This window comes from Stackebrandtia nassauensis DSM 44728 (assembly GCF_000024545.1).
In the GTDB taxonomy this organism is placed as follows: domain Bacteria; phylum Actinomycetota; class Actinomycetes; order Mycobacteriales; family Micromonosporaceae; genus Stackebrandtia; species Stackebrandtia nassauensis.
Genome location: NC_013947.1, coordinates 962,942 through 983,998, shown reverse-complemented (window position 1 = coordinate 983,998; position 21,057 = coordinate 962,942). Strand labels below are relative to the sequence as shown.

22 protein-coding genes and 1 riboswitch are annotated in these 21,057 nt (G+C 69.0%); of the genes, 4 read left to right on the top strand and 18 right to left on the bottom strand.

What is annotated here, in order from left to right; genetic code table 11:
• Window positions 1–17: 17 nt before the first annotated feature.
• Window positions 18–419: a DUF4267 domain-containing protein gene (locus SNAS_RS04585; protein ID WP_013016211.1), complete on the top strand. Its 402-nt coding sequence runs from the start codon at window positions 18–20 to the stop codon at window positions 417–419.
• A gap of 75 nt (window positions 420–494) precedes the next feature.
• Here SNAS_RS04585 and SNAS_RS04580 read toward each other — a convergent pair whose 3' ends face one another.
• From SNAS_RS04580 to SNAS_RS04540, 9 genes are all read right to left on the bottom strand, one after another.
• Window positions 495–977, bottom strand: a complete 483-nt coding sequence (locus tag SNAS_RS04580; protein WP_041624550.1) for a DUF4383 domain-containing protein — start codon at window positions 975–977, stop codon at window positions 495–497.
• Between the two features lie 49 nt (window positions 978–1,026).
• Complete coding sequence (locus tag SNAS_RS04575; RefSeq protein WP_013016209.1) at window positions 1,027–1,635, bottom strand: hypothetical protein; 609 nt, start codon at window positions 1,633–1,635, stop codon at window positions 1,027–1,029.
• Window positions 1,636–1,744: 109 nt separating this feature from the next.
• On the bottom strand, window positions 1,745–2,413 hold the full coding sequence (locus SNAS_RS04570) for a hypothetical protein (protein ID WP_144300396.1): 669 nt from the start codon (window positions 2,411–2,413) through the stop codon (window positions 1,745–1,747).
• 24 nt (window positions 2,414–2,437) lie between these two features.
• Entirely contained in the window at window positions 2,438–3,061 is a 624-nt protein-coding gene (locus SNAS_RS04565; protein WP_013016207.1) for a hypothetical protein, read from the bottom strand.
• A gap of 39 nt (window positions 3,062–3,100) precedes the next feature.
• The gene (glmM, locus tag SNAS_RS04560) at window positions 3,101–4,420 is read right to left on the bottom strand and encodes a phosphoglucosamine mutase (RefSeq protein ID WP_013016206.1); all 1,320 of its coding nucleotides are present in this window, start codon (window positions 4,418–4,420) and stop codon (window positions 3,101–3,103) included.
• Between the two features lie 77 nt (window positions 4,421–4,497).
• Window positions 4,498–4,962 carry a 30S ribosomal protein S9 gene (gene rpsI, locus SNAS_RS04555; protein WP_013016205.1) on the bottom strand — a complete coding sequence of 155 codons (465 nt, stop codon included), beginning with the start codon at window positions 4,960–4,962 and terminating at the stop codon, window positions 4,498–4,500.
• A gap of 28 nt (window positions 4,963–4,990) precedes the next feature.
• Window positions 4,991–5,434, bottom strand: coding sequence for a 50S ribosomal protein L13 (gene rplM / locus SNAS_RS04550; protein ID WP_013016204.1), 444 nt, complete (start codon window positions 5,432–5,434; stop codon window positions 4,991–4,993).
• A 205-nt stretch (window positions 5,435–5,639) separates the two neighbouring features.
• Window positions 5,640–8,183 carry a polynucleotide kinase-phosphatase gene (locus SNAS_RS04545; RefSeq protein ID WP_013016203.1) on the bottom strand — a complete coding sequence of 848 codons (2,544 nt, stop codon included), beginning with the start codon at window positions 8,181–8,183 and terminating at the stop codon, window positions 5,640–5,642.
• Complete coding sequence (locus SNAS_RS04540; RefSeq protein ID WP_013016202.1) at window positions 8,176–9,783, bottom strand: 3' terminal RNA ribose 2'-O-methyltransferase Hen1; 1,608 nt, start codon at window positions 9,781–9,783, stop codon at window positions 8,176–8,178. The genes SNAS_RS04545 and SNAS_RS04540 overlap by 8 nt, the downstream gene beginning before the upstream one ends.
• A 105-nt stretch (window positions 9,784–9,888) precedes the next feature.
• Here SNAS_RS04540 and SNAS_RS04535 point away from each other — a divergent pair, with 105 nt between their 5' ends.
• Together SNAS_RS04535 and SNAS_RS04530 are read left to right on the top strand one after the other, a co-directional pair.
• Window positions 9,889–11,049 carry a hypothetical protein gene (locus tag SNAS_RS04535; RefSeq protein ID WP_013016201.1) on the top strand — a complete coding sequence of 387 codons (1,161 nt, stop codon included), beginning with the start codon at window positions 9,889–9,891 and terminating at the stop codon, window positions 11,047–11,049.
• 54 nt (window positions 11,050–11,103) lie between these two features.
• Window positions 11,104–11,568 carry a YfbM family protein gene (locus tag SNAS_RS04530; RefSeq protein WP_013016200.1) on the top strand — a complete coding sequence of 155 codons (465 nt, stop codon included), beginning with the start codon at window positions 11,104–11,106 and terminating at the stop codon, window positions 11,566–11,568.
• A gap of 6 nt (window positions 11,569–11,574) precedes the next feature.
• Here the strand turns inward: SNAS_RS04530 and SNAS_RS04525 are convergent, their stop codons facing one another.
• From SNAS_RS04525 to thiE, 7 genes are all read right to left on the bottom strand, one after another.
• Window positions 11,575–11,922: an effector-associated constant component EACC1 gene (locus tag SNAS_RS04525; RefSeq protein WP_013016199.1), complete on the bottom strand. Its 348-nt coding sequence runs from the start codon at window positions 11,920–11,922 to the stop codon at window positions 11,575–11,577.
• A gap of 135 nt (window positions 11,923–12,057) precedes the next feature.
• Window positions 12,058–13,608, bottom strand: a complete 1,551-nt coding sequence (gene thiC / locus SNAS_RS04520; protein ID WP_013016198.1) for a phosphomethylpyrimidine synthase ThiC — start codon at window positions 13,606–13,608, stop codon at window positions 12,058–12,060.
• Between the two features lie 11 nt (window positions 13,609–13,619).
• Window positions 13,620–14,444 carry a bifunctional hydroxymethylpyrimidine kinase/phosphomethylpyrimidine kinase gene (thiD, locus tag SNAS_RS04515; RefSeq protein ID WP_013016197.1) on the bottom strand — a complete coding sequence of 275 codons (825 nt, stop codon included), beginning with the start codon at window positions 14,442–14,444 and terminating at the stop codon, window positions 13,620–13,622.
• Between the two features lie 52 nt (window positions 14,445–14,496).
• A complete protein-coding gene (locus tag SNAS_RS04510) occupies window positions 14,497–15,261 on the bottom strand; it encodes a thiazole synthase (protein WP_013016196.1) in 765 nt (254 codons plus the stop codon).
• 2 nt (window positions 15,262–15,263) lie between these two features.
• On the bottom strand, window positions 15,264–15,458 hold the full coding sequence (gene thiS, locus SNAS_RS04505) for a sulfur carrier protein ThiS (RefSeq protein ID WP_013016195.1): 195 nt from the start codon (window positions 15,456–15,458) through the stop codon (window positions 15,264–15,266).
• A gap of 65 nt (window positions 15,459–15,523) precedes the next feature.
• Window positions 15,524–16,573: a glycine oxidase ThiO gene (gene thiO, locus SNAS_RS04500; RefSeq protein WP_013016194.1), complete on the bottom strand. Its 1,050-nt coding sequence runs from the start codon at window positions 16,571–16,573 to the stop codon at window positions 15,524–15,526.
• Window positions 16,573–17,229 carry a thiamine phosphate synthase gene (gene thiE, locus SNAS_RS04495; protein WP_013016193.1) on the bottom strand — a complete coding sequence of 219 codons (657 nt, stop codon included), beginning with the start codon at window positions 17,227–17,229 and terminating at the stop codon, window positions 16,573–16,575. Before thiE ends, thiO begins: the two co-directional genes overlap by 1 nt.
• Window positions 17,229–17,339, bottom strand: a riboswitch (TPP riboswitch). Its footprint overlaps the gene before it by 1 nt.
• 116 nt (window positions 17,340–17,455) lie before the next feature.
• Here thiE and SNAS_RS04490 point away from each other — a divergent pair.
• Window positions 17,456–18,496: a lipase family protein gene (locus SNAS_RS04490; RefSeq protein WP_013016192.1), complete on the top strand. Its 1,041-nt coding sequence runs from the start codon at window positions 17,456–17,458 to the stop codon at window positions 18,494–18,496.
• Here the strand turns inward: SNAS_RS04490 and SNAS_RS04485 are convergent.
• Both SNAS_RS04485 and SNAS_RS32380 read right to left on the bottom strand, forming a co-directional pair.
• Window positions 18,486–19,514, bottom strand: a complete 1,029-nt coding sequence (locus tag SNAS_RS04485; RefSeq protein WP_013016191.1) for a hypothetical protein — start codon at window positions 19,512–19,514, stop codon at window positions 18,486–18,488. The two genes, SNAS_RS04490 and SNAS_RS04485, sit on opposite strands and share 11 nt — an antisense overlap.
• A gap of 83 nt (window positions 19,515–19,597) precedes the next feature.
• Window positions 19,598–21,046, bottom strand: coding sequence for a hypothetical protein (locus SNAS_RS32380; protein WP_013016190.1), 1,449 nt, complete (start codon window positions 21,044–21,046; stop codon window positions 19,598–19,600).
• Between the last annotated feature and the right edge of the window lie 11 nt (window positions 21,047–21,057).

The window sequence follows — 21,057 nt, the reverse complement described above, 5'->3', positions numbered from 1 at the left end:
TACCCCTAGGATTCGTCGTGACCCTCCGCCGCATCGCCACCGTCCTCACCCTTCTCGTCGCCGCCTTCCTCATCTACATGGGCATCGGCTTCCTGATCGACCCGCTCGGCAACGCCGCCGGTTTCGGCCTGCCCGAGGCCAGCTGGCCCGGCGCCGACGCGTCCGCCTTCCTGAACGTCAAGGGGGGCCGCGACATCGGCATCGGCCTCACCGTCCTGGCCCTGGTGTTCGCCCGCCAGCCCAAGGCCACCGGCCTGGCCCTGCTAGCCATGGCCGTGATGCCGGTCTTCGACGCCGGCATCGTGCTGTCCTACGGCGGCAGCCTGGCCGCCGCCCTCGGCATCCACATCTCCGCCGCCGTCATCGTCGCGGCCTCCGGTGTCCTGCAACTGTTCGCCGCCAAGCGGCAGCAGCGCTGACGCCCACACACGAAAACGGCGCCGCCGGTGGTTCCCCACCGGCGGCGCCGTCGCGCCCTCAAGTCTCGCTACGTACTAGTGGTCGGTGACCGTCTGCCCGTGACGGTGCGCCTCGGCGGCGGCCTCCCGCTCGGACGAACCCACCCGGCCGTACAGACCGGCGGTGAACATGATCAGGCCCAGAATCATCGAGGCGATGCAGGTCGCCATCGTGAAGCCCAGGTAGTTGAGGTCGGTGTGCAGCAGCGCCATCATCGCCATGCTCGCCAGCAGGAACACCGATCCCGCCAGCAGGTTCACGTAGAAGTCGACGTTGCGTCCGACGATGACCGCCAGCACCACGACCGCGCCGACCACGATCGACAGGATGGAGAACGCCGGGTTGGCGTCCAGCCACAGCACCCGGGGCAGATCGGCGTCATTGGGTTGGGCGAAGGTCTCCAGGCCCTTTGACTTCACGTAGCCGAGGATGCCGAACACCAGGATGTAGACCCCGGTCAGAAACGCGAGCACTCGGTACAGCGGGCGCAGGTGGTGATTGATTGGTAGATGATCCACGCCGACGATTGTCGCCGATGGCATAGATCGCCGAGCAGCGGATGGGTGGTTACGTGTCGGCCGTCCAACAACCGGGCGGCACCCGGGTGTACAGCTCGCACAGGAACTGCAGCTTGGGCGCCACGATCTCGGGCGGACCCATGATCCCCGAGTTCGACATCAACAACAGCACGCCCTCGAACCGGAACGGGTTCGCCGCGGCGACCGGATGCTCCAGCAACCACGACGTCGTCGCGGGTCCCAGCACCCGACGCGCGAACTCCTTGTCCGACGTATCAACCTGAAACCGCCGATCGAACCCGTCGTGCCCGAACCGGGTTCCGCCGAAACCGAACAGCCGCCGGACCGGCCGCAGCGCGGTGGCCGGACTGATCGACAACAGCGGGCACACCACGGGCAACTCCACGGCCAGCGTGTGCGAGTCCATGCTGGGTATCGGCCCCGAGATCCGGTCGCTGACGGACACGTTGAAGCACAGCACCGGGAACCCGCGCCAGTCACCTTTGAAGACACCCCAGTGCTCGTAGACCAGGTACTGCGACGTGCTGGCCGCGTGCGGCGTCGCCATTGACTGCGGAAACGTCTCCTCCTGCTCCGGTTGGTGCAGCCCGTCCGGCACGGTCCACTGTTCGTCACCGGACGCGTAGGGGTTCGTCACACAACCGACGATAGCCAGCCGCCGCCACTCCGTCGCCTCCTCAGCCCCCGACCTCGATCGCCTCGACGCACGCAAGCGACTGTCCGGGAATCTGCGAAGGCCTGATCGCCTAGGCCCGCAGTCGGGACGCGATGTCGGCCAGGAACGCGAACTGGAGGGACAGGTGCCCGACGTTCAGGTGGCCGGGATACCAGACCATCACCCAGCCGTACTCGAACCGCACCGCCGAGTTGCGAAAACGCGGGTCCTGGCTGATCCACGCGGTGGCTTCGGGACGCAGTACCGACCGGGCCTGGAACTCGTCGCCGGAGCGCACCTTGAACGCCCGGTCGAACTCGACATCGCCGGTGAGCACCCCGAACCCCAGCTTGTCGGCCAATCGTCCGAAGATTCCCTGGGGCGCGATGTCCAGGTGCAGGTTCGGCCCGGCGGCATGCGCGACCGCGGCCACCGCGTAGCGGTGGACCTGTTCCTGCCGTCTGCCTTCGTTGTCCCTGCGGGTCGTCGTGTAGGTGTGGACGAAGGCCCGCGCCCGATGCCCGTGGAAGCCGCCCTCGAAGAAGTTGGAGTTGCGGCCGCTGCTGCGAAACGGCGAGCGAATGGACGCGTCGGGGAGGTTGACGAAGCCCGGGACGTAGTGGAAACCGTTGGCGGCGGCCCACTGCCGACGTTCGGTCTCGCGTTGCTTGGCCTTCTGATGGCTGAACACCGCCATCAGGATCAGAGCCACAATCGCGATGATCAGGAACATCGCCCCGAGCAAACAGATGATCTCCACGCGACCCCAGATTAGCCGCGCCGGTCAGGCGACGGGCATTCGATGGTGGAGCTCGTATAGGAACTCCAGTTTCGGCGGCAGTCCGGACACCGGCCCCAGCGGGCCGGGGATGCTGAGCCTCAGCGCCCGGTCTTTGACATGGAAGGTGCCCACATCGGCGATGGGGTGCTCCAGCAGCCACGCCATGGTCGCCGGCGTGAGGAAGTCCCGGGCGAACCGGGTGTCGTCGGTGCTGACCCGGAACTTCCGGTCGAAGCCGTCGTGTCCGTATGTCTTGTCCCCCATGCCCAGGACCCGCCACAGCGGGCTGAGTGGGCCCTCGTGTCCGATCTGGAGAGTGGGGCGGGGGCCGGGCAGACGCAGCGTCAGCTCGTGGGACAGGGCGTTGACGAGCGCCGTGTCGAAGCTGTCGATCTCGTTGAGCTGGGACATCGACACCGCCAGGCCGCGATGGGCGCCGTCGAACAGGTGGACGCGGTGCAGCACGAGTCTCACGTCCGGCGAGCCCCGTTGGGAGGTGGCGGCGGGGTGGGGAGTGGTTCGGGTGTACGCGTACTGGAACTCGTTGGCGGCGGCCCAATCGGCGTACCGGGCGGCCAGGTGCTGGGCTGTTGTGGCGAAGTTCGGGGGCGGCGAAGGGTCCGTCATGCCCGGACTGTAGCCAGCCGGGTCAAATCGGTGGGGTGGTCAGGCGGAGACGGCGGCGGCGATGTCCTCGGCCACGCCTTGGGCCTGTTCGGCGGTGGCGGCTTCGACCATGACGCGGACGAGGGGTTCGGTTCCGGAGGGGCGCAACAGGATGCGGCCGTCGTCGCCGAGGACCGCTTCGTGGTCGGCGACTCGTTGGCGGACGATGGGGCTGTTGACTATGGACTTGTCGGTGACCGGGACGTTGATGAGGACCTGGGGGGCGTGGCGCATGATCGTGGCGAGTTCGGCGAGGGGTTTGCCGGTGGCCGCGAGCCGGGCCATGAGTTGCAGGGCCGTGAGGAGGCCGTCGCCGGTGGTCGCGTGGGCGGGGAGGACTATGTGTCCACTTTGTTCGCCGCCGAGGCTGTGGGAGCCGCGGCCGAGTTCTTCCAGGACGTAGCGGTCGCCGACGGCGGTGGTGAGGAGGTCGATGTCGTTGTCGCGCATGGCCTGGTGCAGACCGAGGTTGCTCATGACCGTGGCCACCAGGGTGTTGTTGGCCAGAGTTCCGGCTTCTTTCATCGCCACCGCGAGGATGGCCATGATCTGGTCGCCGTCGACGTCGGAGCCGTCGGCGGCCACCGCCAGGCAGCGGTCGGCGTCGCCGTCGTGGGCGATGCCCAGGTCGGCGCCGTGTTCGGCCACGGCGGCGCGGACCACGTCGAGGTGGGTGGAGCCGCAGCCGTCGTTGATGTTGTGGCCGTCGGGTTCGGCGCAGATCGCGGTGACCGTGGCGCCCGCGCGGCGGTAGACCTCGGGGGCGACGTGGGAGGCGGCGCCGTTGGCGCAGTCGACGACGATGTGGACGCCGTCGAGGCGGTGCGGCAGGGAGGACAGCAGGTGTTCGATGTACCGGTCGGCGCCGTCGGTCAGGTCGGTGACGCGGCCGATCCCGGCGCCGGTGGGGCGGGCGGGGGTGCCGGTCATGGCCGCTTCGACAGCGTTCTCGGTGTCGTCGGACAGCTTCTCGCCACCGGCGGCGAACAGTTTGACGCCGTTGTCGGGCATCGGGTTGTGGCTGGCGGACAGCATGATCCCGAAGGCGGCTCCGGTGGCGCCGATGAGGTAGGCGACGGCGGGGGTCGGCAGCACGCCGACCCGGACCACGTCGGCGCCGACGCTCGTCAGCCCCGCGCACACGGCGGCCTCCAGCATCTCGCCGGACGCGCGCGGGTCCCGGCCGACCACGACGGTCGCGGGGGTGCCGGGTCTGGCGAGCACCCCGACGGCGGCCTGCGCGATGGACATCGCCAGTTCCGGCGTGAGGTCGGCGTTGGCCAGTCCTCGCACCCCGTCGGTGCCGAACAGTCGTCCCACAGAAGGTTCCCTTCAACAAGCGCGGATACGGAAATCGGGGCCAAGAGCGATAAAGCTCCTGGCCCCGATGAAGCTGATTAACGCTTGGAGTACTGCGGCGCCTTGCGGGCCTTCTTCAGACCGTACTTCTTGCTTTCCTTCTCACGCGGGTCACGGGTGAGGTAGCCGGCGCGCTTCAGCGGGCCGCGCGACTCGGGCTCGAGCTCGATCAGGGCCCGGGCGATGCCCAGACGCAGCGCACCGGCCTGGCCGGTGACGCCGCCGCCCTTGAGGTTCGCGATGACGTCGTAGGTCTCGCTGCGCTCGGTGGTGACCAGCGGTTCGGCGACGATCTGCTGGTGGACCTTGCTGGGGAAGTAACCCTCGAGAGTCTTCCCGTTGAGGATGAACTTGCCGGTGCCGGGCACCAGGCGGGTGCGGACGATGGCGCGCTTGCGGCGTCCGACGGTCTGCACCGGGCGGTCGACCGGGATCGCCGGGGCGACCGGAGGCGCGGCGGGCACGGAGGTGGGAGCCGGAACGGCTGGTGTCATTTCGCTCATATCTCGTTTTTCCTTTTCCGCCCGCGCCCTACTGCGCGATCTGCTTGATCTCGAACGGCTGTGGCTGCTGGGCGGCGTGTGGGTGCTCAGTACCCGCGTACACCTTCAGCTTGGTCAACATTTTGCGGCCGAGCTTGTTGTGCGGCAGCATGCCCTTGACGGCCAGCTGGATCGCGCGCTCGGGCTTGGTGTCCAGCAACGTCGAGTACGGGGTCTTCTTCAGACCGCCCGGGTAACCGGAGTGCCGGTAGGCGATCTTCTGCTCCCGCTTGTTGCCGGTCAGCACGATCTTCTCGGCGTTGACGACGATGACGAAGTCACCGGTGTCGACGTGCGGCGCGTAGATCGGCTTGTGCTTGCCGCGCAGCAGCTGCGCGACCTGGCTGGCAAGTCGGCCGAGCACCTGGTCATCGGCGTCGACGACGTGCCACTGGCGCTCAATGTCGCCTGGCTTTGGGCTGAACGTACCCACGGTTTTTTCCTTAGTTGTCGGTCTGGAAACGAACACCGGAGATTTCCGGCGCCGCCTGAATGCCGAAGCGTGAACGTCTCGTCATTCGATGGTCAGCTCGCCGGGCACACGAAGGCCCCGCGGCTCGCACAACAGCTGGTGAGTCTACTCGGTGTCCGTGAGTACGCCCAACGCGGCCACCGGGTGTGATCCAGTCGGCGTCTGTTCACAACCTCGGGTCCACCGGTTCGGACTCCAGCGCCAGCACACCGAAGACGGCCTCGTGCACCCGCCACAGCGCCTCCCCGGCGGCGAGCCGGTCCAGCGCCTCGACGCCGAGCGCGTACTCGCGCAGCGCCAGGGAGCGCTTGCGGCCCAGGAACCGGCCGCGCAGTCGCTCGAGGTTGGCCGGTTCGGTGTAGTCGGGGCCGTAGATGATGCGCAGGTACTCGCGGCCGCGCACCTTCACTCCCGGCTGGACCAGGCCCTTGTCGGTGCGCAGCACCGACTCGACGGGCTTGACGACCATGCCCTCTCCCCCGGCGTCGGTCATGGCGGTCCACCAGTCGACGGCCTCGGCGACCGAGGCGTCGTCTGCCGGATCGACGTACACGTGCCGGGTGGCCATCAGCGTGCCGGTGGAGTCGGCGGCGGCCAGCGCCGTGATCGCGTCCAGGTGCCAGTCGTGCGGACGGCGGGCCAGGTTGTGCCCCTCGGCGGCCAGGATCTGGAACGGCGCGAGCTTCACGCCGGTCAGGCCGTCGACGTCCCAGCAGTACCTGGCATAAGCGTCCCGGAAGGCGGTAGCATTGGAAGTACGGGTGTCGTTACGGGACAACAGATCCGCCACATCCAGGCCCCGGTCCGCGGCGGCGCGCAGCGCCTTCGCGGCGGCGGGAAGACTCACCCGGGCGGCCGCGCCGACGGCGGCGTACTGGTCCCGGATCAGTTCCCTCGCCTTGGCCGACCACGGCATCAGCTCGGCGTCGAGCACGAACCAGTCACTTTCCAGCTTGGACCACAGCTCGCTCGCGTCGGCGGCGGCGCGGATCCGGTCCAGCAGTCCGGTGGTCAGCGCGTCGTCGTTGAAGAAGCCGCGGCCGGTGCGGGTGAACACGGCGCCGCACCCGCCGTCGTCGACGCCGAACCGGGCCGCCGCGGTCGCGGCGTCGCGGCACACGACCGCCACGGCCCGCGAACCCATGTGCTTCTCCTGGCACACCACCTTGGTGGCCCCGGCGGCGCGGAAGTAGCCGAAGGCCTCGGCCGGGTGCTCCAGCATGCCGTCGACGCCGGAGGTCTCGGACGGGGACATGGTGGGCGGCAGGTACACAAGCCACCTCGGGTCGACGGCGAACCGGCTGGCGACCTCCAGCGCGGCGGCCGAGTTCTCCTCCCGGATCTTGACCCGGCCGTGCAGGCCGGTCTCGATGACACGGGTACCGCCGACGTCGGTGTAGTCGAGTGTCGCCGCGTCCCGGACCGGAGTCTGCGGGACCAGCGGCCGGACCGGTTCGTACCAGGTCTTCTCGGCGTCGACCGCCACGATCTCGCGTTCGGGGTACCGCAGTGCCGTCAGCTGTCCGCCGAAGACGACGCCGGTGTCCAGGCAGATGGTGTTGTTGACCCATTCGGCGCTGGGCACCGGTGTGTGTCCATACACGACCGTCGCCTTGCCGCGGTACTCCTTGGCCCACGGGTAGCGCACCGGCAGCCCGTACTCGTCGGTCTCGCCGGTGGTGTCGCCGTACAGCGCGAACGAACGCACCTTGCCGGAGGCACGGCCGTGGTAGCTCTCCTTGAGCCCGGCGTGCGCGACGACCAGACGGCCGCCGTCCAGCCGGTAGTGGCTGATGAGACCGTCCATGAACGACTTGACGTCGGCGTTGAACTCCTCGGACTCGCCCTGAAGCTGCTCAAGGGACTCGGCCAGACCGTGCGCGATCCGCACCTTGCGGCCGTTGAGCGCCCGCACGAGTTTGACCTCGTGGTTGCCCGCCACGCACAGCGCCCGGCCACTGTCGACCATGCCCATGGCCAGCCGCAGCACCCCCGGCGTGTCGGGGCCCCGGTCGACGAGGTCACCGACGAACACGACGGTGCGGCCCGACGGGTGCGCGGCGTTGACGGCGCGGCCCACAGCGTCGCGTTCGAGCTCGTAGCCCAAAGTGGTCAGCAGCGTCTCCAGTTCGGAGCGGCAGCCGTGCACGTCGCCGATGATGTCGAAGGGGCCGGTCAGGTGGGTCTTGTCGGTCCAGGCCGGTTCGAAGACGAAGCTGGCGTCGTCGATGTCGTCGCCGGACAGCACGTGGACCCTGCGGAAACCCTCCTTGTTGATGCGACGCATGCCGCGCCGCAGTTCCCGGCCCTGGCGGGGAATCACGTGCGGGCCGAAGTCGCGGTCCGGCCGGGAGGCGTTGCGCTCCACGGCGACGGCCTGGTCGACGTCGAGCACGACGGCCTCGGCGAGGACGTGGTGTTGCTTGGCCAGCGCGACCAGCTGCTGCCGGGCCTCGTACTGGACGCTGGTGGCGTCCACGACGGTCAGCAGACCGCGCCGCAGCCGGGTGCCGACGATGTAGTGCAGGACGTCGAAGGCGTCGGGGGTCGCGGCCTGGTCGTTCTCGTCGTCGGCGACCAGGCCCCGGCAGAAGTCGGAGGAGATGATCTGGCTCGGCTTGAAGTGCCGGGCGGCGAAGGTCGACTTGCCGGAGCCGGAGACGCCGACCAGGACGATGAGGGAAAGAGCGGGGACGCGGATCTCAACCACGGGTGAACACTCCCATCTGGGTGGGGCAGCCGGTTTCGGGCTTCTCGTCGCCGACGCCGCTGATGGCGACGGTGTATCCGTAGGACGTGGCCACGTCGGTGGCCCAGTCGCGGAACTCGTCCCGGTTCCATTCGAAGCGGTGGTCGCTGTGCCGCATCCGGCCCGGTTCGAGTTCATAGTGGACGTTGTATTCGACGTTGGGCGTCGTCACGATGACCGTCGCCGGACGCGCCGAGCCGAACACGACCTTCGCCAGCGCCGCCAGCCGGGGCGGGTCGACGTGCTCGATGACCTCCATGAGCACCGCCGCGTCGTAACCGGCGAGCCGGTCATCGGTGTAGGTCAGCGCGGCCTGGAACAGCGACAGCCGCTCGGCCTGCCGATCGCTGAGCCGGTCGAGCTTGAGGTGGCGGGCGGCCAGCTTCAGGGCCAGTGTGGACGCGTCAACGCCCGCGATGCGGGTCAGGTTGCGGTTCTTGACCAGCTCGCTCAGCAGCTTGCCGGAGCCGCAGCCCAGATCGATGACGCTGGACGCGCCGCACTCGGCGACGGCCGCGAGGACGGCGGCGTGCCGCTGCTTGTTGAGCGGGGGCGAGGCGGGTTCGGCTTCGGCAGCTGGGGATTCGCCGTCTGCGGTGGCCTGCGGCTGGTCCGCCGCGCCGTCCGCGGCGGCCTGGCCTTCGGCCTGCGGCCGCTCGGCGGCGTCGGTGGGCCGGTCGCCATCGGCTGCCGACCGCGCCGTGTCGGTCACGGCTACGCCGCTGTCGGCTGCGCTCGCGGGCCGCTCGGCGTCAACCGTTGCCACGTCACCGTCGTCGGTCGCGGGTTCTTCGTCGACGGGGGGTTCGAGCTCGTCGCCGGTTTCGTCCACTTCGGCCAGCCGCGCGAACGCCACCCGCTCCAGGCCCCGCTTGCGGGCCAGGTAGCGGCGGGCGATCAGGCTCCGGCGGGGGTGGTCGGCGAGCCAGTCGCCACCACCGCGCACCAGCTTGTCCACTTCGGCGATGTCGACCCAGTAGTGCTTGGCGTCATCGAGAACCGGCAGCAGCACGTACAGGTGGTTGAGCGCGTCGGCCAACCGCATCGTGCCCGTCAGTCGCAACTGGACGTACCGCGAGTCGCCCCAGTCCGGGAACGACGCGTCCAACGGCACTGGTTCCGCCGACACCGTCCACCCCAACGGTTCGAACAGTTCGGCGGCCAGCTGTGGGCCGCCCCGGCACGGGACGGCGGCGGCGAAGATCTCCAGCGGGATCGCCGACGCGGCCAGTTCCGGCCGGGAGTCGCAGCGTCCATTGCGGGCGGTCGAGTAGACGTCGCCCAGCGCCACCGCCAACAGCGAGGAGGCCGCGTAGGGCCGGTCGTTGACGTACTGGCCCAGCGAGAAGTCGGGCGCGTTCTTGCCGCGTGAGCGGGTCAGTTTGACGGGATCGACCTCCAGCAGCAGCGCGGCCGTGCAGCGTTTCTCGGTGGCCTCCGGGTAGAACACCGTCGCGGTGCCGAAGGACTGGCTGAACGGTCGCACCCGGTCGGGATGCTTGTACAGCAGGTAACCGAGGTCGGTGGCCGGTTCGTGGGTGGTCGAGATCGTCAGAAGCACTTGGGAATTGTGCCCGCTGTGGCGCCTTTGGTCGAACTCTTTCGCGTGGGTGCCATTTGTGCGCGCGAGCGCGTAGCCTAACGCGAATCCCCAAGGAGTTTATTCATGAAATCTCAGCAGCCGAAACGAAACTGGATCGTGGGAACGGTGGCCGTGGTCGCCGCGTGTGCCGTGGCGGTCGTCGTCGCCGTCTTCTACTTCAGCGGTGGATTGTTCAGCGGTGAACCGCCGGTGATCGAGGACTGCGCCGACATGGACACCGCGCCGAAACCGTCGGACGAATACCAATCCGAGGAACTCGGGCTCGAATCCGCCGACGACGCCGAGGAAACCCCCAAGGGCGTCAGCGCCGACGGGCGGTACACGGTCGGTGTCCGCGACGGGATGGACGCCCCCGAGGACACCACCGTCATGCTGCGCCACGACGGCCAGGACGTCGACACCTCCGATGTCATCCCCGGTGGTGACTACGCGACGGCCTTCGGCGTCAACAGTTCCGGCGACGTGATCGGTGGGTTCGAGAAGTCGAAGGTCGGCGGCTGGGTTTTTCGCGACGAGAAGTTCGTCGAACTGAAGGGCCCCGACGGCTCCCGCGACGTCGAACCCCGGGCCATCGCCGACGACGGCACCATCGTCGGTTACTTCGGCGCGACCTACCCCACCCGCGTCCCGGTGATGTGGGAGCCGGGAGAGGTGAAGGCGACGGAGCTGCCCATCGACGACGGCCTGCACGGCAAGGCGATCGGCATCTCCTCGACCGGGACCATCATCGGGAACGTCTACGACGGGAAGCACCCCGAGAAGAGCGAGTCGACCTACGCCTGGGTGTGGGACACCGACGGCAACGGTCGCAAACTGTCCGAACTGGTCGACTTCCCGTCCGGGAAGAAGCACGAGGAATCGTGGGCGTTCGACATCGCCTGCGACTGGGTCGTCGCCGACACCGGATCGGACTTCGTCAAGGTGAAGCTCACCACCGGCGAGGTCGAGGTCGTCAAGGGCATCGACGAGAGCTGGGACGACGCGTGGGACTACCAGAAGACCGCCGTCGACGGCCACGGCCGGGTCTTCGGCACCGAGAAGACTGAAGACGAGGACGCGTCGGCGGGGATCTTCGACGACGGGTTCACGCCGTTGCCGGGACTTGAGGCCAAGAAGTCGGACGAGGAGAGCAACAGCATCATCGACATGTCCCAGGACGGCTGTGTCGGCCTCGGCAGGCGGACATCCATCGGCCAACCTGTTTGGCTGACCTGCCACAACTGATGCCGCGTCCCGGCGCCGGTTTCGGTTAGGTTTGACGCCGAGGAGGAAGGCCGCATGGGATTGGTTATGTCGTTTACCCGGGTGACGCCGGAAGAGCTGGAACGGGCGGTGGCCGACCCGGTGTGGGCGGGGAAGCTGATGGACTTCCTGGGGGCCTTGGACAGTCCGGACCAGCCCGACGGGTACCTGGACAAGAGCTGGGACGGTTTGCAGTACCTGCTGGACAAGGCGGGGGTCTCGGTGGGGCTCCAGGAGGACGGCATTCCGATCAATGAGGACAACACCTTCGCCGGGTGGCGGGCCGACGCGGTGAAGCGGGCCTCGGAGCTGCTCAAGGCGACGCCGTTCGAGGACCTGGCGGGCTATTTCGACCCGACCGAGATGACCGAGCGGGAGGTCTACCCGTCGTTCTGGGACGCGGACGACCTGGAGTACCTGCGCGGCTCCTACGAGACCCTGGTGGAGTTCTTCAAGGTCACGGCGGCCTCGAAGTCGGGGGCGATCCGCTCCTTCGGTTAGCCGGAGTCAGGAGCGCTGCGGCGGGACCGCGGAGTTGATGACGTCCCAGACGAACTTGATCGTCTCGGCGTCGGCGTCCTGCACCAGGACCCGGGCGCCGCTGGCGGCGGTGAACGATACCTGCGGGCACGTGCTGCGGGACCGGGTGGCGCGAAAGGCGACGATCGCCATCACCAGGGCTCCCAGCTGCGTGACGGTGTTGATCACCGCCCGGATGATATCCGGGGGTCTGCCGTCCTCGTGCGGTTCCGGCTCGATGGCGACCTTGCGCGCCTCAGGGTCGCGCCGCAGCCAGGCCAGCAGCTCGACACCATCACGATCGCCCCCCGCGACCGATATCCGAACCTCAACCACCGGGACCTCCCACCCGAACCCGAAACGTCAACGGCGAGAACGACTCTAATAGTCGCACACCGTAACGTCCACGGCTCGACCCCAGGCACCCGCCGTGGTGGCGACCCGAATCCGGCCGCCACCACGGACAACGCGTCAGTCGACGACCGGCAGGTACACCTTGCCGCCGGCTTCCACGAACTCGCGGGATTTTTCGCTCATTCCCTTGTCCGCGTAAGCTTTCAGGTCGTGCGAGATCCGCATGGAACAGAACTTCGGGCCGCACATGGAACAGAAGTGCGCGGTCTTCGCCGGTTCGGCCGGAAGGGTCTCGTCGTGGTATTCGCGGGCCCGCTGCGGATCCAGCGACAGGTTGAACTGGTCCTCCCACCGGAACTCGAACCGGGCCTTGGACAGCGCGTCGTCCCAGACCTGGGCGCTGGGGTGTCCCTTGGCCAGATCGGCGGCGTGGGCGGCGATCTTGTAGGCGATGACGCCCTCCTTCACGTCGTCGCGGTTGGGCAGGCCGAGGTGTTCCTTCGGGGTGACGTAACACAGCATCGCGGTGCCGAAGGTGCCGATCATGGCCGCGCCGATCGCCGAGGTGATGTGGTCGTAGGCGGGCGCGACGTCGGTCGTGAGTGGACCGAGGGTGTAGAACGGGGCCTCGTGGCACCATTCCTGTTGCAGGTCGACGTTCTCCTTGATCTTGTGGATCGGGACGTGGCCCGGTCCCTCGATCATGACCTGGACGTCGTACTCCCAGGCGATCGTGGTCAGTTCGCCGAGGGTGCGCAGTTCGGCCAGCTGGGCGGCGTCGTTGGCGTCGGCGATGCTGCCCGGCCGCAGGCCGTCGCCCAGTGAGAACGCGACGTCGTAGCGGGCGAAGATCTCGCACAGTTCCCGGAAGTGGGTGTACAGGAAGGTCTCGGTGTGGTGGGCCAGACACCAGGCGGCCATGATGGACCCGCCCCGCGAGACGATGCCGGTGACCCGATCGGCCGCCAGCGGGACGTGCCGCAGCAGCACCCCGGCGTGGACGGTCATGTAGTCGACGCCCTGTTCGGCCTGCTCGATCACGGTGTCGCGGTACAGCTCCCAGGTGAGCTTGACGGGATCGCCGTTGACCTTCTCCAGCGCCTGGTACATCGGGACGGTGCCGATCGGGACCGCGGCGTTGCGGATGATGTGCTCCCGGGTGGCGTGGATGTGTTTGCCGGTGGACAGGTCCATCACCGTGTCGGCGCCCCAGCGGGTGGCCCAGGTGAGTTTCTCGACCTCGTCGGCTATCGAGTCCGAAACGGCGCTGGTGCCGATGTTGGCGTTGATCTTGACGAGGAACTCCTTGCCGATGAGCATCGGCTCGGTCTCGGGGTGGTTGATGTTGGCGGGCAGGATGGCGCGTCCGGCGGCGATCTCGGCGCGCACGAACTCGGGTTCCAGGCCCTCGCGGATCGCCGCGAACTCCATCTCGGGGGTGATGACGCCGTTGCGGGCGTAGTGGAGTTGCGTGACGCGGTCGCCGCCGCCGCGTTCGGCGATCCAGTCGGCGCGCAGTCGCGGCAGACCGTCGGCCGGTTCGCTGCCGGGGCCGGAGGTGTCGTAGAGGCGGACGGGTGGCTCACCGTCGGACAACGCGACCTCGGTGAAGGGGACGCGGATGTCGGGTCGGGAACCGGTGACGTAGACCTTGCTGCGGGCTGACATGAGCTCTCCTCTTATAGGACTGTGGACTTGCGACCGTGATGGTGGTGGACCGGTCCGGGACCGGCTCCCAGCCGCCAGGACGCGGCGGCGGTGAGGGCCTCGGTGAGGTAGCGTTTGGCGCCGCCGACGGCCTGGGCCACCGGGTGGCCGTGGGCGATCCGGGCCGCGATGGCCGACGCGAGGGTGCAGCCGGTGCCGTGCGTGTTGGGAGTGTCGACGCGCGGCGCCGACAGCTCCAGGATCTGGCCCTGGGTCCACAGCACGTCGGTGGCCTTCTCGGGGTCCTTGCCGTGGCCGCCCTTGACGAGCACGGCTTGGGATCCGTACCGGGCCAGCGCCCGGGCGGCCTCGCGCATGTCGTCCAGTCCGGTGATCTCGCCGCCCAGCAGCGCCTGCGCCTCGTGGATGTTGGGGGTGAACACGATGGTGTGCGGGCTCAGCCGTTCCAGGTAGGCCCCGAAGTCGCCGGTGAACAGCTTGTCGCCGCTGGCGGCGACGAGGACGGGGTCGACGACGAGTTCGGGCAGGTCACCGGCCTCGGCCCGTTCGGCCACGATGGACAGGATCGTCTCGTCGGGCAGCAGCCCGGTCTTGACGGCCCGGACGTCGAAATCGGACAGTACCGCGTCCAGTTGCGCCGAAACGGTTTCGGGCGGCACCGGGTGCACGTCGGTGACGCCGAGCGTGTTCTGCGCGGTCACGGAGGTCACGACGCTGGTGCCGTGCACGGCGTGCGCGGCGAAGGTGTGCAGGTCGGCCTGGATGCCCGCTCCGCCACCGGAATCCGAACCGGCGATGGTCAGCGCCGTCGGAGGCTGCGTTGTCACAGTGGTCACGGCCGGGCCATCCTTTCGGCGTGGGCGGCCGGTCCGGGCCTCGCATCGCTGCTCATAGTTCGGCCATCCCTTCGAAGGTGGAGGAGGCTTCGGCGTAGCGGCGGCGGGGTATCCGTCCGGCCCGGTGGGCGAGCCGCCCGGCGATCACGGCCTGCCGCATCGCGGTGGCCATCATGGACGGTTCGGCGGCGCGGGTGACGGAGCTGGCCAACAGGACCGCGTCGCAGCCCAGTTCCATCGCCAGCGCGGCGTCGGAGGCGGTGCCGATACCGGCGTCGCAGATGACGGGGACGTCGACGCGTTCCCGGATCAGCGCGAAGTTGTGCGGGTTGCGGATGCCCAGGCCGGAACCGATGGGCGAACCCAGCGGCATCACGGCGGCGCAGCCGAGTTCGGCCAGCCGGATCGCCAGCACCGGGTCGTCGGGGATGTACGGCAGCACGGTGAAGCCGTCGTCCACCAGCCGCCGCGCGGCGGCGGTCAGTTCCACCGGGTCGGGCAGCAGCGTGTCCTCGTCCCCGATGACCTCCAGTTTCACCCAGTCGGTGTCGAAGGCCTCCCGGGCGAGGTGGGCGGTGCGCACGGCCTGTTCGGCGGTGAAGCACCCGGCGGTGTTGGGCAGCAAGGCCACGCCGCAGTCCTCGACGACGTCGAGGACGGACGGGGCGTCGGCAGAGACCCGGCGCAGCGCGACGGTCACCAGTTCGGTGCCCGAGGCGGTGATGGCGGCCTTGAGCGGGGCGTGCCCGGACGCGCCGCCGGTGCCGAGGATCAGCCGGGACGTGAACCGGCGTCCGGCGATGACGAGATCGTCCACTGTCAACCTCCCTGGGTAGCGGTGAGTACTTCGATGCGGTCACCCTCATGGAGCTTCCGGGTCCACTGTGATCTTGGGACGACCTCGCCGTTGACGGCCACGGCGATGCCGCGTTCGGCTCTGCTGAGGTTGGCGACGGCGTCGGCGACGGTGCTGCCGTTGATGTCGGTGGGTTCACCGTTGAGTTGCACCTTCACGATCGGTCCTTTCGGGTCGATGCGGTTGCGGTGATGCGGAGGCTCGAGGCGCGGCGAGGCCGCGGTCAGGATGCGTCGAAACGCAAGGGGTCGAAGGGTTTCAGCGCCTCCGGGACGGTGCCGGTCGCGATGAGGTCCCCGATGAGTGCGGCCGTGATCGGCGCCAGCAGGATGCCCTGCCGGAAGTGCCCGGTCGCGGCGACGACGCGCGGATCGGCGGTGCGGCCCAGAAGCGGCGCGTTGTCGGGGGTGCCGGGGCGCAGGCCCACGTTCACCTCGGCCAGCTCGTATTCGGCCAGCTCCGGCAGCACCTCGAGGGTGTCGCGCAGCAGCGCGTTGGTGTCGCCCGCCGTGGCGGCGGTGTCGAAGCCACGATCGTCCTGTGTGGCGCCGATGACCACCTCGCCGGAGGCGCGGGGCACGACGTAGACGGTGCGACCGCGCACCCGGGCCCGCACGGTGTAACCGAGCTCGTCGGGGCCGCGCAACCGCACCACCTGGCCGCGCACCGGCCGCACCGGCAGGCCCAGCAGTTTCGCCGACCAGCTGCCCGCGGCCACCACCAGCAGCCCGGCGTCGACCGTCGACGGATCGGTGACCCGCCGGGGAACGAAGTTGACCCCGGCGGCCCGGCAGGCTTCCAGCAGTGCCGCGTGGACCCGGCGGGTGTCGACCTGGTGGTCGGTCGCGGCGAGCAGTCCCTTGGAGACGCTGGGCGACAGCAGCGGGATGTGCTGGCGCGCTTCGGCCGCCGACAGCGGCTGGCAGGCCAGCCCGTAGTCGCGGTACAGCTTCAGCTGCCGGTCCAGTTCGGCGGCGTCGGCGGCGTCCACGCCCACGAAGATCGTCCCGGTGTCCCGGTACGCGTCGGTGATGCCCAGCCCGGCGGCGAATTCCGGCCACAGCTTCGCCGAGGCCAGCGACAGTCGCGACAGCGGCTCCTCGCCGAACTGCGACTCGGTCACCGGCGCCAGCATCCCGGCCGCCACGGTGGACGCGCCGCTGCCGGGTTCGGGGTCGTGGACGGTCACGGTCATGCCCCGCGCCGTCAGTTCCCGGGCGATCGACAGGCCGATGATCCCGGCCCCGGCGATCGCGATGTCCGTAGCCGTCATCACCGGCTCCTTCCTCGTTGGCGGGCTGCTCGCTCCACGACGTCCAGCAGTTCCCGCGTCGCGGCGTAGGGGTCGGGTGCCAGCGAGATCGCGCCGACGACGGCCACGCCGTGGGCGCCCGCCTCGATCAGCTCACCGGCGGTCGCGGCGGTGACGCCACCGATCCCGATGACCGGGATGTCGACGGCCGCGGCGATCCGCCCGATGGCGCCGGGCCCGATCGGTTCCGGCAGGCCGTCCTTGGTCGTGGTGGCGAACGCGGGCCCCGCCCCCAGGTAGCTGGCGCCCGCGCGCCGCAGCGCCCGGGCCGCCTCCGGGTTCCGGCAGGTGCCGCCGATGACCGCCGTCCCACCCAGCACCACCCGCGCGGCGTGCACCGGCAGGTCGTGGGCGCCGACGTGTCCGCCGTCGGCCCCGACCGCCAGGGCCACGTGCAGCCGGTCGTTGACCAGGCAGGTGGCGCCGTACTCGCGGCACAGTTCGACGAGCGTCAACGTCAGGTCGAAGGCTTCCCGATCGGTGTGGTGATCGGCTACCCGGACCTGGAGCACCGGCGCGCCCGCGGCCAGCGCGGCGCGCGCGACGCGCACCGGATCGGCTCCGGGCCGGGTGTCGGTGATGACGTGCAATCGTCCCAAGGGGAGCGATGAATCCAACTCAACCAGGGCTCCTTCCCTGCGCTGGCATTACCCAGATCAGGTTCGACGGTCGGGAGCTACCAAGCTCCCCTCTCAGTCCGGTGCACCGGACTCCCGCGGGTGGGTGGTGATGCGCCGACCATACGTCAGCGTTCCGGCGTTTGGCAAGAGCGTGATTTTTTCGGATCGCCGCGTCGAGGCCATAGGATCGCGACGGAGACGATCACCACAGCAGGAGGTCCGGATGGCGGAACCACGTCGCGCGGCGGGCACGCTCGTCAAGGTCGGGGAGCTGCCCGTAGCGCTGTGGCCCGAACACGCTCACCAGGCGTTTCGGATCCACTACCAGGGCATGGGATACCGGGGCCGCCCCCGGCTCATCTCCGGTTCGGTCTTCATTCCCGCCGGTGCCGCCCCGGCCACCGGCTGGCCGGTCGTGGGCTACGCCCACGGCACCTGCGGTCTGGCCGACAAGACCGCGCCCTCCCGGACCGGGTTCTTCCGGCTGGAGCGCGAGTTCCTGTCCGGCTGGCTGCGCGCGGGTTTCGCGGTGGCGGCCACCGACTACGAAGGGCTCGGCACCCCCGGCCCGCACCCGTACCTCGACGGGGTGGCGGCGGCCGACGACATTGTGGACGCGGTGCGAGCCGCCCGGCAACTCGACGCCCCTGTGGACGATCAGTGGTTCGCGGTCGGCTACTCCCAGGGTGGCCACGCCGCGCTGCACGCCGCCGCCATGGCCACCCAGTACGCCCCCGAGCTGCGCTTCAACGGCACCGCCGCCTTGGCCCCGGTTTCGTATCTGCGCGAACAGGTCGACGCCAAGACCGCGCTGGCGGACGGTCCTGTCTCGGCGATCCTGCCGTTCATCCTGGTGGGCCTGCGGGCCAAGCACCCCCACTTCGACTGCCGGGACCACCTGGACGACATGGGCGACGAACTCGCCGACCTCGCCGAACGCGGCAGCCTGGTGGAACTGTTCAAGGCCACCAAGGGTTTGACGAACGACGACCTGGGTGCCACCGACATCGACTCCGTCCCGGCGCTGGCCGAAGCGCTGGCCACCCACGAGATCCCCATCGCCGCGCTGGACCGGCCGCTGTTCATCGGACAGGGCGACGCGGACGTGTCGATCCGTCCACATCTGACCCGCCGTCTGGCCACGGAACTGGAGACGGCGGGTACGACCATCCACTATCGGCGGTACGACACGGCCGACCACGCGTCCATCCTGGAGCACGCGCTGGACGACGCGGTGGCGTGGACGAACACCGTCACACGTTGACGGCCAGCGCGGTGCTGTAGGGCCGCAACGGATCGCTCAGGGCGCCGTGCAGGGTCCCGGCCTTGTTCGGGGTGCCCGACAAGGTCAGGATGTACTGCGCCCGGACCTCGACGCGCACCGTCGTGGAGCACTTCGGATCCTTCGACAGGGTCAGCTCCACCCAGCGGCTGATCTTCAGGTGATGGGTCGATCCCTGGTAGATCGACTGCTTGTCGGTGCCCGTGGCGGTCGCGCACTTGGTCGTGCCGTCCTTGGACAGCTGGGTGGCCACCAGGTCCGTGCGCAGCACCAGCGGGTCCATCCCCGCGATGCCCGCGACCCCGGCGGTGGCCTGGGTGCCGTGGAACACCTTCACCTTGCCGGAACCGGCTTTCCAGTCCTTGCGCAGGATCGTCGCCTTGTCCTCGCGCGTCGAGGTCTTCGGGTCGTCCTTGCGCACGACCTTGTCGTCCTTCTGGTACCACTCGGCGCCGCCGGTGTGGACCTCGCCGTCGACGCGCAGGTACGTGTGGTCGGCTCCGGCCACCGGCTTCAGGCTGCGGGACGGCCCGATCGTATAACTGCCGACCGCCCACTGTATACACGTGTACTCACCGTCGGACTTGGGCGTGTACAGGCCGACCGAGGTCACCGTCCGGCGCCCCTCGCCCTCGTGGTTGCGGCTGGACAGGGCGGTGCGGTCCGGGTAGGGCCGCGCGTGCGCGGGTTCGCCCTCGGCGCAGGTGATCCAGGTCGACATGAGCATGTCGATCCGGTCGTCGTCGTTCGGGGGTTTCGCGAACGACATCGTCGCCGAGAACTTGCCGGTGAGCAGCCGCGGTTCACCGGCCTTCATGTCGATGCCGTCGACGCGCAGCAGCGGCTTGGGGCTACTGCTGTCCGGCAGCTCTTTGGTGATCAGGTCGGTCTCGATGATGTCGTCGGCGGCCTGGTCACCAGCCGAGGCCCAGGCGATGGCCGACGCCGACACCAGCGCCGCGGTGGCCGTCACCACCAGGGCGGAGCGGGAAAAACGCATATCTGTGGTCTCCAGTGGGAAGTCGGGACCCTGGGGACCGTACGGACGCACCGCATACGCGGGCGCACATGCCCGCGCACACCCTAGTCGTCGACCCGGTAGAACTCGGTCGGTTCGCTCTCGCCGTGGAGGATGTTGCCCCATGGCACTCCGGCCGCCGGCGGATAGCCGCAGTACAGGAACTTCGTGTCGGCTTGCAGCGAACAACCCGCGTTGGCCTCGTCGAACCACAGGCCGTAGTCGTCGCCGTCGATCACCTTGGCGTTGCCGCCGCCGGGAGATTCGGAGACCCTGAGCACGTACAGCGCGGTGTAGTGGTTCTCGCCGTCGCCGTCGTAGATGCCTCCCGCCACGACCCAGTGGGCCGTGAGCGGAGTGGCGACCCCGGACGGCTCGGTCGGCACCAGCACCGAGCTGTAGCCGAAGTTGTCACCGCCCTCGGCTTCGCCGGGGACACCGGGGGTGTTCTCGTGTGCGGCGACGACCTGTTTGTACGTTCCCGTCGACGGGAACGTGATCAGGTGCGCCATACCCGCGTCTTGTCCTGCCTGAACGCCACCGATGTCCTCACCGGGAGCGCCCACCGACAGCAGCGGTATCGCCTTGGCTCCGGAGCTCGGCTGATACGGGACGACCGACAGGCCGCCGCCGAAACCGTCGTTCTTCTCGGCGACACCGGAGATTCCGGATGTGTTCTGGTGGACGGCGCCGAGCTGTTTCATGGTGCCGTTGACGGCTTGGAGACTGAACACGTGCGCCATGCCCGCGCCGTCCGCGCCGTCGATCTCCTCGCCGGGGGAACCGATCGCGAAGTACCGGTCGTTGACGGCCAACGTGGCACCGAAGTTGTCCTCGGGCTCGGCCGCGCCGGACACGCCCGGCGAGTCCTGGGTGATCTTGTACGCCTTCGCCGCGCGCAGGAAGTACACCGCCCCGTTGGCGTCGTCGAGGCCCGGCGCGACGATGAGCAGGTACGGTCCGTCCGTCGAGTTCGAGGCCAGCAGCCGTTCCCCGAAGTACTGGTTGACTCCCAGCGAGCCGGGGATGCCCGGCGTCTCGTAGTGGATGCCGCGCGCGGCCTGCGTGTCGAGACCGGACGGCGAACCGGGGATCACCCAGATCATCCCGGCGTTCTGGTGGTTCTTGCCGTCCTTGCCGATCACGTCCTCCTGGTGCGAGGACACGACCAGATCGTCACAGCCGTCGCCGTTCTCGTCGTAGGACGTCACCGCCGTACCGAAGTCGTCCTCGGGTTCGGGGCTGCCGGGGACACCGGGAGTCGCCTGCGAGATGGTGGCCTTCTCACCGGTCTTGCTGTACTTGACCTTGACGGCGCCCGCCGCCTCATGGCCCTCGACGGTGGCGTAGGGGACGCCCTCGACCGCGTCGCGTTTGTCGTCGCAGTCGAGGTCGAAGGTCAGTTCCCTATTGAAGTCACCAGCCTGCGCGTAAGCGGTGATCGCCAGCGCCGAGGCGGCCACGACCGCCGCCGCGGCCACACCGGACCACAGCCGAATGGTTTCGCGTCTCATCTGAAGGGGCT